At 71.9% G+C, this 12722-nt stretch carries 11 protein-coding genes; 2 read left to right on the top strand and 9 right to left on the bottom strand.

The features are described from left to right. Nucleotides 1-111 precede the first annotated feature (111 nt). Nucleotides 112-1104, top strand: coding sequence for a DnaJ domain-containing protein (locus EZ242_RS13975; RefSeq protein ID WP_167784768.1), 993 nt, complete (start codon nucleotides 112-114; stop codon nucleotides 1102-1104). Here EZ242_RS13975 and EZ242_RS13980 read toward each other — a convergent pair. The 6 genes from EZ242_RS13980 to EZ242_RS14005 form a co-directional block, all read right to left on the bottom strand. Beyond that, nucleotides 1091-2083, bottom strand: a complete 993-nt coding sequence (locus tag EZ242_RS13980; RefSeq protein ID WP_240787092.1) for a Bug family tripartite tricarboxylate transporter substrate binding protein — start codon at nucleotides 2081-2083, stop codon at nucleotides 1091-1093. The two genes, EZ242_RS13975 and EZ242_RS13980, sit on opposite strands and share 14 nt — an antisense overlap. 13 nt (nucleotides 2084-2096) lie before the next feature. Beyond that, nucleotides 2097-2483: an aconitase X swivel domain-containing protein gene (locus tag EZ242_RS13985; protein WP_240787093.1), complete on the bottom strand. Its 387-nt coding sequence runs from the start codon at nucleotides 2481-2483 to the stop codon at nucleotides 2097-2099. A gap of 197 nt (nucleotides 2484-2680) precedes the next feature. Next, nucleotides 2681-3958: an aconitase X gene (locus tag EZ242_RS13990; RefSeq protein ID WP_135285787.1), complete on the bottom strand. Its 1278-nt coding sequence runs from the start codon at nucleotides 3956-3958 to the stop codon at nucleotides 2681-2683. A gap of 2 nt (nucleotides 3959-3960) precedes the next feature. Beyond that, the gene (locus EZ242_RS13995) at nucleotides 3961-5382 is read right to left on the bottom strand and encodes an FAD-dependent oxidoreductase (protein ID WP_135285788.1); all 1422 of its coding nucleotides are present in this window, start codon (nucleotides 5380-5382) and stop codon (nucleotides 3961-3963) included. Between the two features lie 169 nt (nucleotides 5383-5551). Then, the gene (ilvD, locus tag EZ242_RS14000; RefSeq protein ID WP_135285789.1) at nucleotides 5552-7240 is read right to left on the bottom strand and encodes a dihydroxy-acid dehydratase; all 1689 of its coding nucleotides are present in this window, start codon (nucleotides 7238-7240) and stop codon (nucleotides 5552-5554) included. A 130-nt stretch (nucleotides 7241-7370) separates the two neighbouring features. Continuing rightward, nucleotides 7371-8168, bottom strand: coding sequence for an IclR family transcriptional regulator (locus tag EZ242_RS14005; RefSeq protein WP_135285790.1), 798 nt, complete (start codon nucleotides 8166-8168; stop codon nucleotides 7371-7373). 68 nt (nucleotides 8169-8236) lie between these two features. Between EZ242_RS14005 and EZ242_RS14010 the strand changes: the two genes are divergently transcribed. Further along, nucleotides 8237-9244, top strand: a complete 1008-nt coding sequence (locus EZ242_RS14010; protein ID WP_240787094.1) for a Bug family tripartite tricarboxylate transporter substrate binding protein — start codon at nucleotides 8237-8239, stop codon at nucleotides 9242-9244. Here EZ242_RS14010 and EZ242_RS14015 read toward each other — a convergent pair. The 3 genes from EZ242_RS14015 to EZ242_RS14025 are packed head-to-tail and all read right to left on the bottom strand — an operon-like array spanning nucleotide 9216 to nucleotide 12720. Continuing rightward, nucleotides 9216-10298, bottom strand: coding sequence for an alpha/beta fold hydrolase (locus EZ242_RS14015; RefSeq protein WP_205960656.1), 1083 nt, complete (start codon nucleotides 10296-10298; stop codon nucleotides 9216-9218). The two genes, EZ242_RS14010 and EZ242_RS14015, sit on opposite strands and share 29 nt — an antisense overlap. Next, nucleotides 10291-11307, bottom strand: coding sequence for an AI-2E family transporter (locus EZ242_RS14020; protein ID WP_135285792.1), 1017 nt, complete (start codon nucleotides 11305-11307; stop codon nucleotides 10291-10293). Before EZ242_RS14020 ends, EZ242_RS14015 begins: the two co-directional genes overlap by 8 nt. A 48-nt stretch (nucleotides 11308-11355) precedes the next feature. Then, on the bottom strand, nucleotides 11356-12720 hold the full coding sequence (locus EZ242_RS14025) for a dihydrolipoamide acetyltransferase family protein (RefSeq protein ID WP_135285793.1): 1365 nt from the start codon (nucleotides 12718-12720) through the stop codon (nucleotides 11356-11358). Between the last annotated feature and the right edge of the window lie 2 nt (nucleotides 12721-12722).

Here is a 12722-nt window from a genome sequence, read left to right on the forward strand (position 1 = left end):
CTCACCCGCGTGACAAAGCACACGGGATGCGTCAACGCGTCGCGCGGCCGGCGGGGGAGACGCTACCATGCTGCGCTGCAACAGCCTGGCCGACTACCCGAGGTGCTTCCCTTGACCGTTGACGACTGCTACAGCGAACTCGGACTGCAGCCCCAGTGCTCCGACGAGGAGCTCAAGTCCGCCTGGCGCCGCCTCGTCGCGCGCTGGCACCCGGACCGCAACGACAGCCCGCAGGCGGTGCTGAAGATGCAGCGGATCAACCGCGCCATCGAGGAGATCCGCCGCGCCCGGGCCGAGCCCGTCGCACGCGAACCCGAACCGGCGGCCGAGACCGCGCCCGACGAGCCCGCAGTGGAGCGCATCGTGCGCGTCACCCTGGAAGAAGCCCTGGCCGGCTGCGTCAAGACCGTGCAGGGCGAACTCGTGGCCGACTGCACGGACTGCGCCGGCAGCGGGCGGCAGGCGTGCACCTGCACGGCGTGCGGCGGTACCGGCGGGATTCGCCAGTCCCTGTGGTTCGGATGGGTGACGCCCGCCGTGGCCTGCCAGGCCTGCGAGGGCACCGGCAACGTCGGCGAGCCCTGCGCGGCCTGTGCGGGCGCGGGGCGGCGCACGCGGGGCCGCTGGCGCTGCCGCATCACCATTCCTGCCGGAACTCGCGAAGGCGAGCTGCCCGCGCAGGCGGCGCGCGCGAAGGGCGATACAGGCGAATTCAGCCTCAGGGTTCGGCCGCGCGTGGTCCTGCAGGAGCACGAGCTGTTCCGCATCGAGCCGGACGGCAGCCTGCGCTGCGACATGCCGGTCGACGGCTTCGCCTGGATGGCCGAGCGCTGGATCGAGGTGCCCACGCCTTCGGGCCTGCAGCAGATGCGCCTGCGCCGGGGCGCCCTTACCTACCGTTTGCGCGCGCAGGGCTTTCCCGGCCCTCACGGGCTGGCGACGGACTGCCTGGTGACGGTGCAGCCGATCTTTCCGGACGAATTGAGCGCGACGCAGGACGCCTGCATCGACCGCCTGGTGCAAGGCAACGCGGCCGCCCGCAAGGGGTCGGCCGCGTGGCGCGAGCAGGTGGCGCGCTGGGCCCAGCGCGTCAATCGAACTTGACGTTGTTCTCCTTCACCGTCTTGTTGAAGCCCTCGTGCTGGCGCTTGACGAAGGCGGTGAAGTCCGCCGGCGTCATGCCGTAGCCCGAGAAGCCCTGCGCCTGCATCTGCTCGCGCACGTCGGGCCGCTCGATCGTCGTGCGCAGTTCCCGGCTGATGCGCTCGGCCAGCTCCGGCGGCATGCCGGCCGGGCCGAAGAAGCCGGCCCAGGGCGTGATGGTGAGGCTGCCCAGGCCCAGCTCGGCGGCCGTGGGCACGTCGGGCAACAGGGGGCTGCGCTGCGGCAGCAGCGTGACCAGCGCGCGCAGGCGGCCGTCCTTGACCATGCTGGGCATGAGCGTGCCGGTGGAGAACATCATGTGGATCTGGCCGCCGATCATGTCGTTGAGCGCCGGCGGGTCACCCTTGTAGCGCGCGTTCACCACCTTGCCGCCGCGCGTTCCGAGCAGCTGCAGCATGGCCAGCTCCGAGGCGCTGTTGCTGGAGGCCGAGTTGTACTTGTTGGGGTTGGCCGCCACGTGGTCCAGGAACTCCTTGAGGTTGTTCGAGGGCAGCTGCGGCGAGACCGCCAGGAACATGGAGAACTCGCCCATGGACGACAGCGGCGTGAAGGCCTTGAAGGTGTCGTAGGGCGGGTTGGGGCGCAGCGAGGGCACGGCCACCATGGCGGTGTTGGTCCCCATGAGGAGGGAGTAGCCGTCCGGCGGCGAGCGCATGACGTCGATGGCGGCGAGGGTGCTCTCGGCGCCGGGCTTGTTCTCCACGATCACCTGCTGGCCGATCTGCGCCGACAGGCCCTTGGCGACCACGCGCGTGATGACATCCGAGGCGCCGCCGGGCGCGAAGCCGATCACCAGGCGGATCGGCTTGGCCGTGGGCCAGGCGCCCTGGGCGCGGACGGCCGGCAGGGCCAGGGCGGCGGCGCCGGCCGCGAGGGTGCGCAGGGCGGCGCGCCGCTGCGGGGTGAACGGTTTCGTCACGTGCGTGTCTCCTTCAGGAACTCTTGAGGGTCTTGCGGGTGATGGTCACGAGGCCCGCGTCGGCGTCCACCCGCACCCAGTCGCCGGTGCGGATGATCTCCAGCGGATCGCGGTCGAAATCGGTCATGGCAGGGGCGTGGCTCACCACCGCGCCGAGGGCGATCTTGGTGGTCATCTTGTTGAACAGCCACGCGGCCGGCGCGGTGCCCATGACGCGGGCCACGTGGAACTGGGCCGACCAGCCGGAGGAGCCTTTCGCACCGGGGAAGACCAGCACCTTGCCGGCAAAACTCTGGCCGCGCAGCTCGTGGCGGGTCTCGACGATGGTGCCGTCGCGTGGGTCCACGCCGCCCCAGCCGGAGATTTCCTCGCGCGTGACCAGGGCCTCGCCTTCGGCCACGCCGGGGACGACCTTGCGACCGCGGATGGTGATGGTTTCGGTATCGGAAGGGTGTTGGCGCTCGGGGCCCCCACCCCCGCCCTCCCCCAAGCGGGGAGGGGGTCGAAGGCCCTCCACCGAGGGAATGACTTGCTCCCTCCCCCCCTGGGGGAGGGTCGGGGTGGGGGCCGCGTGTGAAGAAAAAGCTTCAAGAGACTTCATGCCACCCTCCACTGCCCGCTGCACGCGGCCTCGATGCACTGCTCCGTCGTGCCGAACCAGGCCTGCAGCCCCAGGATGGCCGGCAGGTAGTGCGCCTGCTTGGCCGAGTCCAGCGCCACGACCCGGGTGCCCGGCGGCACCGCGCGGCTCATGGCGGAGCAGCTGTCGGTCATGATCTTGCCGCCCGCGGCTTCGATGATCCGGGTGTAGCCGTTGCGCGTGGCCACCTCCTTGATCGCACGCGGCGTGAAGATCCACAGCGCGCAGTCGGCGTGGATCTTCCGTCCTTCGAGCAGCTGCGCGGCCTCCCAGATCTGCTCGATCGTGTAATGCGGGCACCCCAGCATCACGTAGTCGACCTTGCGCTCGCTGCCATTGGCGTTGATGCGCTCCAGCGTCTCGCGCCGCTCCCTTGCGCCGTAGTGCCGCACCTCGAGCGCGCGCCGGCCGCCGTAGGCCTGCTCGGCGGTATTGGCCTCGGGCGTGACGCCGACGATGTGGTACATCTCCACGCCGCCCGAGGACGAAGCCGCGGCCCCGAAGTGCTTCAGGCGCGGCAGGTTGGGCACGGCGCCGACCCCGTGGATCACGGGCACGCGGTCCTGCACCCACTGGCCCATCCAGTACCCCAGCAGGCCCCAGTCCTCCACGCTCTCGACGGGGATGTCCAGCTGCACGCCCAGGGTGCCGAGGCGGAACTCGTCGCGGTGGAAACCCCAGTCCGGGATGCGGCAGGTGATCATGGCCGCACTCGTGCTCTCCCGCCCCTCGGCGTTGGTGCGCGCACCCAGCACGGAATTGCAGTAGATGACCGCCGAGGACTCCATCCACGCGCAGTGCTCGCCGCGGGTGGGCACGTTGCCCACCTGGTAGGGCGTGCAGGTGTTGAGGATCTGCACGCCCATGCGCGCGGCCGATGCCTCGCTGCGCTCGTAGAACCGCAGCTGCTGCTCGCTGATGCCCATCTCCTGCGGATGGTGCGGATCGAAGCCGAGCTGCAGGTGCGAGCTGAAGGCCTTGACCTTGGGCACCGGAACGACTTCGGCCGAGTCCAGGTTGAATTCGCTGAACACCGCGTCCAGCCCACCCTTGTTCAACGCGAAGTCGCGCATGAAGGGCGTGGTGGCGGTGACGGTGCCGCAGACGTTGCGGGTCTCCACGAGGCGCTCGGCGCCCAGCGCCTCGCCGTAGCGGATCAACAGGTCCATGGCCTTCGCAACGGCGGCGCCCTGCTCGCCGTCGCGCATGGCTTTTTCGATGTCGGTGAGCTGCACGCTCAGGCCTCCACGGTTTCCGTGGTGCGCAGGAACACGCCCTGCGACTGCAGCGCCCGCTGGAGCTGCGCGATGTCGACCGCGCGCGGCTGGACGCCGGCCTGCACCGCCAGCGCCGCAGCCACGCCGGCGGCTTGCCCGGTGATCCAGCATTGCGGAATCTCCCGCATGAAGCCGTGCGAGTTGCGGTCGCAGGAGATGTGGCGCCCGCAGGCCAGCAGCCCGTCCAGCGTCTCGGGCACCAGCGCGCCGTAGGGGATGGAGATGTTGGGGAACTTGGGGCTCACGGCCGGCGACACGCCGATCTCGTCGGGCAGCGCGCGGCCCTCGGGCCACTGCGAGCGCAGCACCGCGCCCACGCCCTTCAGGCGCCGCGCGTGGCGCACGCCGATCTGCGGGGCCGACTGCAGCATGTAGGCGCCCTCGAAGCCCGGCGCCTTGGCCTGGTAGTAGGCCAGGTGCGCGGCCATGGCGCGGTGCGAGCGCACCTCCACGGCCGTGAGGTCGTCCACGTCGAGCGCGGAGTAGCCGCTCTGGCGCGGGCCCATGAAGAGCGCGATGTCGTTGCGCCAGGACACGAAGGGCCGCTCGAACAGGCCGCAGGCCTCGCGGCCGCCGGCCATGAAAGCGTTGTAGCCGTCCGGGTTGCCCGAGCGGAAGGCGATCCAGCGGTCCATGTCCACGCCGCCGAAGAGCCAGGAGGTGTTCATGCAGTGGTGAACGTCCGCCTCCTCGATGTCGTTGGTGAAGGCGGCGCCGGCGCGGGCGAAGAGGTCGCCGTCGCCGGTGGCGTCCACCACCACCTTGGCCCGGATGGCCATGCGGCCTTCCTTGCTCTCGAAGGTGGCGCCGACGACCTTGCCCTCCTCCACCAGCGGCAGGCAGGCCCAGGAGTGATAGACGAGCTTGACGCCACGCTCGATGACGATCTCCTGGCTCAGGAGCTTCAGGCGCTCGGGGTCGATGGTGGGCGACCAGGTGACCACGCCGTGGTAGGCCGCGGTGCGGAAGGACCAGTGGTGGGCCTTGGCCGCGTCCTGCGAGCCCCAGTCGGGCTGCGGCGGGCCGGCGACGGCGTCCTGCGGCAGGCGGTCGAACAGTTCCTCGGCGAAGCCGCGGATGACGAGCTGGCCTTCCCAGTCCGTCATGCGGTCGATCCAGATCACCAGGCCGCCGGTGGACAGGCCGCCCAGGTGGTTATAGCGCTCCAGCAGGACGACGTCGGCGCCCTGCTTCGCGGCGGCGGCCGCGGCGGCCGTGCCGGACGGGCCACCGCCGACCACCAGCACCTCGCACTCGCGGTACACGGGGATGTCGCGGCCGGGCTCGTGCACGGTGCCCAGCTGCGGACGCGGGGGCTTGGCGTCGCGGTCGAAGATGTCCGCGGTGAGGATGCGCTCGTCGGTGCGGGTGATGGTTTTCATTGGGCTTATTTTGGACGTGGCGTCCATTAAATGCAAGTTCGGCGGTGTGTGAACTCCCTCCCCCTCTGGGGGAGGGCTTGGGGTGGGGGCCCCGCGCGCCGACCATGCCGCTTCTCTCGCGCCCCCTTCCCGGCCTTCCCCCAGAGGGGGAAGGTGCTTCCGGGACCCATCACTTCTTCACCAACACCGCCCCCTCGTTCAGCGGCCCCACGTTCGCCCGGTAGATCTGCAGCCAGCCCTTGTCGAACAGCGGCCTGGGTGCCTGCCACGCCGCCCGCCGCGCGGCGATCTCGGCCTCGTCCACCTCCAGGTCCACGACGCGCTGGTCCAGGTCCACCGTCACCGTGTCGCCATCGCGCACCAGCGCCAGCGGCCCGCCCACGGCCGACTCGGGCGCCACTTCCGCCACCACCAGGCCCTTGCACACCAGTCCCGACAGGTGCCCGTCCGTGAGCATGGCCACCTCCTCGCCCAGGCCCGCGCCGTCGATGGCGAAGACCACGCGCGAGGCGCCGCCGCCCATGGCCGGGCCCCCGCACGCGCCGGCGCCGCGCATGACGATCACCTGCCCCGGGCGGATGGCCTTGTCGCGGATCGCCTGGACGGCGGCGTCCGAGGTATCGAAGCAGATCGCCGGCCCGGTGAAGCGCCGCACCTTGCGCTCGCCGATGCCGGGCTTGATGAGGGCGCCCTCGGGCGCCAGCGAGCCGCGCAGCAGCACGATGGCCGGGCGCGGCGAGACCGGGCGCTCGATGGGCCGGATCACCTCCTCGTCGCCCACCCGCACCGCCTGCAGGTTGTCCGCCACGGACCGGCCGGTCACCGTGAGCGCCGAGGTGTCCAGCAGCGGCGCGAGCTGCTTCATCAGCGCCCGACAGCCGCCCGCGGCCTCGAAGGTCTCGATCAGGTGCTCGCCGATCGGTCGCAGGCCGGCCAGCACCGGCGTCTGCGGCCCGAGCTGCTCGAAGAGCCCGTAGACGTCCACGCCCGTCTCGCCTTCGGTGGCCACCGCCTGCAGGTGCTTGACGGCGTTGAGCGAGCCGCCGATGGACAGCACCGCGCGCACCGCGTTGGCGAAGGCGCCGGGCGAGAGGATGTCGCGCGGCTTGAGGTCGTCCCAGACCATCTGCACGATGCGTTCGCCGGCGCTGCGGGCATCCGCGAACATCTTTTCGGACAGGGCCGCGACCGGCGCGCTGCCCGGCAGCGCCAGGCCCAGCGCCTCGCAGACGATGTGCATGGTGTTGGCCGTGCCCAGGCCCGAGCAGACGCCCGGCGTGCGGATGGCGCTGCGGCTCATCTCCACCACGTCCTCCACGGAGGTGGCGCCACCCACCTGGGCGTGCATGGAGTGGATGAAGACCTCCTCGATGTCGTTGTGGTGGCCCTTCCATTCACCGCTGGCCTGGTAGCCGCAGGGCACCAGGATCGTCGGCACGTTCAGGCGCGCGGCGGCCATGAGCTGGCCGGGCACGGTCTTGTCGCAGGAGGTCAGGCACACCATGCCGTCGAGCTGCGCGCCCTCGACCGCCACCTCGATGTCGTTGGTGACCAGGTCGCGCGCGCCCAGCATGTAGGCCCCGCGCGCGCCCGCGCCGGTGACGAAGTCGCTGGGCGCTGCGGTGCGGATCTCGAAGGGCACGCCGCCCGCGGCGCGGATCGCCTCCTTCACCACCTTGGCCACCTGGTCCAGGTGGCTGTAGCAGGCCGCCAGCTCCGAGCTGCTGTTGACGACCGCGATCTTGGGCTTCTCGCTGTCGGATTCGGGGATGCCCATGGCCTGCCACTGGGCGTTGCGCACGGCCCAGAGGTAGGAGCCGCGGGGGAAGTTGCTGCGCAGCTTGCGCGGAGGGGTCATGTCAGGTCTCCAGGGTTGTGGAACTCCCTCCCCCTCTGGGGGAGGGTTGGGGTGGGGGCCCGCGCGCCGGCCATGCTGCTTCTCGCGCAGCCCCCATCCCCGCCTTCCCCCAGAGGGGGAAGGGGTGGCTTCATGGGACGCTGCCGCCGATGTCGGCGGCCAGCGCTTTCGCCATCTCGACCAACTTCGGCCCGACCTCGTCGCGCAGCCGCTCCGGCGTAAAGACGAAGGCGGCGCCGCCGCAGTTGAGCGCCATGGGCTCGCCGCCCGGGCCGATCAGCGGCACGGCCACGGTATTGATCTCCCGGTGGAACTCCCCCGCCGACAGGCACCAACCCAGGCGGTCCGCCTCCGCCACGGCGCGGCGCAGGCCGGCCTCGGCCGCCTCGCCGTCCACGCCGCGCGCCAGGCGCAGGCTCTCCAGCAGCGCCTCGCGCTGGGGCGCGGGCAGCGACCAGGCATAGGCCCGGCCCAGGGCCGAGGTGGCGATGGGCGCGCGCGAGCCGACGTCCAGGCGCGGCGCGAGCATGCTCGCGCGCGGGCGGCAGGCCTCGATCAGCACCATGTCCAGGCCGTCGGGCAGCGCGAGATACACCGCGCCGCCGGTCGCCTCCGCAAGTTCGGCCATGCGCGGACGGGCGATGGCGCGCACGTCCAGGCCGGCCAGGAACACGCGGGCGAGCGAGACCACGCCCGGGCCGAGCATGTAGGCCTCGGTCACCGGGTCCTGCTTCATCAGGCCCAGTGCCACCAGCGTGCCGGCCAGGCGGGTGACCGTGGGCCGGGGCACGCCGGTCAGGCGCGCCAGCTCCGTGGGGGTGAGCACGCGGCGGGTTTCGGTAAAGCAGCGCAGCACCGCCACGCCGCGTTCCAGCGCGCTCACGGTGTCGCCGCGCGGCGCGTCCTTCGGGTTTTCATCGATGACCATGTCTTGCGGATTTTGGACGCTGCGACCAAAATCCGCAAGCTCGCCCTCAACACCAGGAGACCCGCCCCATGTCCGCCCGCATGTTCGCCACCCGTTTTTCACGCCGCCACGCGCTGGCCCTGTTGGCCGCTGCGGCCACGCTGCCCGCCCCCCTGCCCCTGCTGGCCCAGGACTTCCCCCAGCCCGGCCGGCCGATCCGCCTCGTCGTGGGCCTGGCGGCGGGCGGCTCGCTGGATGCGCAGGCGCGCTCCATCGCGCGAAAGATCACCGAGCAGTCCGGCCAGCAGGTGGTGGTGGAGAACAAGCCCGGCGCCAGCATGATGCTGTCGGCCACCGAGGTGATGCGCGCGCAGCCCGATGGGCACACCCTGCTGTTCGCGCCCTCGTCCATCTTCGCGCAGAACCCCCACACGCTCGCCAGCGTCCCCTACGACCCCTTCAAGGACTTCACGCCCATCACCCTGGCCACCAAGGGCCCGCTGGTGCTCACCGTGCACCAGTCGCTTCCGGTGCAGAACGTCAAGGACCTGGTGGACTGGGCCAAGGCCAACCCCGGCAAGCTCAACTTCGCCTCGTTCGGCACCGGCACCTCCTCGCACCTGTACGCGGTGGCCTTCGCCAAGGCGGTGGGCATCGAGGTGACGCACGTGCCCTACAAGGGCACGGCCGACGCCGCGCGCGACCTGCTCGAAGGCCGCGTGCAGGCCTACTTCGACGCCGCGCCCACCGCCATCCAGAACGCCGCCGGCGGGCGCATCCGCATGATCGCCGTGGCCGCGCCGCAGCGGATGCCGGCGGCGCAGCAGGTGCCCACCTTCACCGAGCAGAACGTGCCCAACCTCGACCTCACCAGCTGGATCGCGGTGGTCGGCCCGGCCGGCATGCCCCCGGCCATCGTCAACAAGGTCAATGCCCTGTTCACGCAGGCGCTGCGCACGCAGGACGTGAAGGACTTCATCGCCAAGGGCGCCTACGAGGCCTCGCCCACCACCCCCGCCGAACTCGCGGCGGAGATGCGCTCGGCCTATGACAAGTGGGGCGCCATGGTCAAGCAGGTGGGTTTCCAGAAGCAGTGACCGTCGCCAGGCCGTCCGGCGCGAGCGCATCGAGCTGCGCGCGGGCGGCCGCCTGCGTGTCACCCGGCGGACGGGGGCGACGCGCGTCCTCCAGCACGGCGCGGACCTGCTCCTCCACCGCCTCCTGCGCGGCGTGGTGGACCATGTGCCCGGCGCCGCGGACGATGTGCAGCCGGCTGTGGGGCAGCTCCGCGGCCAGGCGCCGCGAATGCGTGTCCGGATCGACCACCCGGTCGTGCGCGCCCGCCAGCACCGCCACCGGCACGCGCAGCTGGGGATAGCGCGGCGCGAGCAGGCGCACCTGCGGCAGCATCAGGGCGCCGTCCTCGGCGGCGGCTCGCAACTGCGACGGTCGCAGCAGCAGTTCGCGCGCGAGCTGCTGGAAGAAGTCCGGCGGCACCTCGCGCGGCGCGAAGGCCTGCCGCACCGTATGCCCCAGCAGCAGGCGGGCCGAGACGGCAGAGACGGTGTAGCGCATCGCATCGCCCAGCACGGGCAGCGCCACCGGCGCGACCATCAAGGACGGTCCGTAGAGCGTGGGGTAGTAGTAACCGCTCGCCAGCACCAGGCCGGCCACGCTGGCCGGGTAGTCCAGCGCCATGGCCAGCGCGACCAGCGCGCCCAGCGAATGCCCCAGCACGAGCGGCCGGTCGGCGCCGAGCGCCCCCAAGGCCCGGTGCAGCAAGGCGGCCTGCGCCCTGGGCGTCCACAGGCGGTCCCTCGGCCGGCTGCTGTGGCCGAAGCCGGGCCGGTCGAACAGGATCACGCGGTAGTCGCGCGCCAGGCGCTGCACCAGGCCGCTGGCCAGCAGGTCGGCCGAATAGAAGGCATTGCCGTGCAGCAGCGCCAGGTCCGGCCCGCTCCCCCAGGTCTGGTAGTGCAGGCGCACGCCGTCCAGGTGCATGAAGCGTCCGGTCGGCGGATGCTCGCGCTCGGCCCGTCGGGCCCGCTCGTGGACCCAGGCGGCGGTCGCGCCCGCGAGCGCGCCGGCCACCAGCAGCCCGCCGCGCCATCGGCTGGACCGCGCGGGCGCTTCGCCGAAGAGATCAGCCATCGTTGCGTCCTCCATCCTGCCTGCCACCTTCCAGGGTGTGCTCCACGTACAGGTGCCGCACCATCACCATGAGCACCACCATCAGCGGGGTCGCCAGCACCGCCCCCATCACCCCGAGCATGCTGCCGAACACCAGCACCGCGAACAAGGCCAGCACCGGCGGCAGGCGAACCGCCCACTTCTGCACCAGCGGCATCAACAGGTTCGACTCGAGCTGCTGGACGGCCAGCATCACCAGCGCCACGTACAAGGCCATCTGCGGCCCTTCGGTGAAGGCGAACAGCACCGCCAGCAGCCCCGCGGCGAGCGGCCCGAAATACGGTACGAACTCCAGCAGGCCGGACAGCAGCCCCAGCGCCATGGGCAGCGGCGCTCCCACCAAGGCGAGGCCGGCGGCGGTGGCCACGCCCACCACGACCATCGACACGCCCTGCCCCTTCAACCAGCCGACCAGCGCCCCGGCACAGCGGTCCAGGGTGTCTGCCAGCAAGGGGCGGTACTTCTGCGGCGCCAGGCGGACCACGCCGCCGCGGTACAGCTCCCGCTCGGCCGCCAGGTACACGCCGCCCAGCACGATGAGCACCAGGTCGAGGGTCGCGTTCAGGGTCACGCTGGCGGCGGACGCGATGCGGCCCATGGCCAGGTCCTGGCCGACGCTCTCGTCCCAGAGGTCGAGGATGCTGCGGCCGAAGGGCTGCTCCCGCAGCCACTGCCGCAGGGCCTCGACGGCGGAGCCCAGGTTGGCACGCAGGCTGTCGAACTGCGCCGCCAGCGCATCGCCCACCATCCAGGCCATGGCGGCCACCAGGATGGCGATCAGGATCACGGCCACCAGGACGCCCATTCGGTGCGTCATGCCCAGCCGCGCGATCAGCCCGGCCAGTCCGCTGACGATCACCGCGACGATGACCGAGCCGAAGACCAATAGCGCCACGTGCCGCAGGTGCCACACCAGCAGGGCGGTGGCGACGAGCGCGATGACGACAAGGACCCGGGCGACGAAACTCATGGAAGGTGCGGCTGCGGCACTGCCCCAAAGGCGGGCCGCAGGGCTACCTTATGCGCCGCGCACCGGGCGCTCCTGTAGGAGCGATTCGCCGCCCTCGGGTTCGGCAGTGCCTGTGCGCGGCCGGGCATGCCCCGGCGACCCGTCGACCAGCAGCAGGGCCGGGCACTCGAGCCAGCCCCGCACCGACTGGATGAATCGCGCTGCGTCCATGCCGTCGATGACCCGGTGGTCGAAGGACGAGGACAGGTTCATCAGCCGCCGGGGCACCACGGCGGCACCCTGGAACATGGGCCGCTCCACCACCCGGTTCACCCCGACGATGGCGACCTCCGGGTGGTTGATCACCGGCGTGCTGGCGATCCCGCCCAGGGCGCCCAGGCTGGTGAGCGTGATGGTCGAGCCACCCAGCACCTCGCGCGGCGCGCGCCCGCCGCGCACCGACTGCGCCAGCCGCGCGATCTCCCGGGCCAGGCCCCACAGGTCCTGCGCCTGGGCGTGCCGCAGCACCGGCACCATGAGGCCGGCATCGGTCTGCGTCGCCACGCCCAGGTGCACCGCGTCGAAGCGCGTGACCACGCCGGCCTCGTCGTCGAAGCGGGCGTTGAGCTGTGGAAACTCCTGCAGTGCCAGCACCATCGCGCGGGCGATGAAGGGCAGCAGCGTGAGCCGGCCGCGCGCCTCGCCGAACCGCTCGTTGAGCTGGCCGCGCAGCCGCTCCAGCTCGGTGACGTCGATCTCCTCCACGTAGCTGAAGTGCGGGATGCGCCGCATGGACTCCTGCATCTGCTGCGCGATGCGCCGGCGCAGGGCCGTGAGAGGCACGGCGTGTTCGCCCTCGCCCGCCTGGGGCTCGGGGGCCCGGCCCTGCGCGGCGTGCGATGCCTCCAGGTCCTCGTGCGTGATGCGCCCGCCCGGGCCGCTGCCGCGCACGCCGTGCAGGTCGATATCCAGCTCCCGCGCGTGGCGCCGCACCGAGGGTGAGGCCAGGGGCCGCTCGCCCGGCGCGAGCGACGCGGCCGAGGCCGCGGGCATGTGGGCTTGAGCCGGTGCCTGCGGCGCGGCGGGGGACGGCGTGGGCCCTGCCGGCCCTGCCGGCGCCGGCTCGCGCGCCTGAGTCGCAACAGCCGGCTCGCGCACCGGCTGGGCTGCCGCCTCGCGCACATTGCCCGGTCCGTCCACCTCCAGCCGGATCAGCTCCGCCCCCACGGCCATCATCTGCCCGGCCTCGCCGCCCAGCGAGGCGACCTGGCCGCGCACCGGCGACGGAATCTCCACGGTGGCCTTGTCGGTCATCACGTCGGCGAGGACCTGGTCTTCCTCCACCGCCTCGCCCGGCCGCACGCGCCAGGCGACCAGTTCCACTTCGGCGATGCCTTCGCCGATGTCGGGCATCTTGATCGCGTGAATACCCATGA

The sequence above is a fragment of the Ramlibacter rhizophilus genome (assembly GCF_004681965.1).
GTDB lineage: Bacteria > Pseudomonadota > Gammaproteobacteria > Burkholderiales > Burkholderiaceae_C > Ramlibacter > Ramlibacter rhizophilus.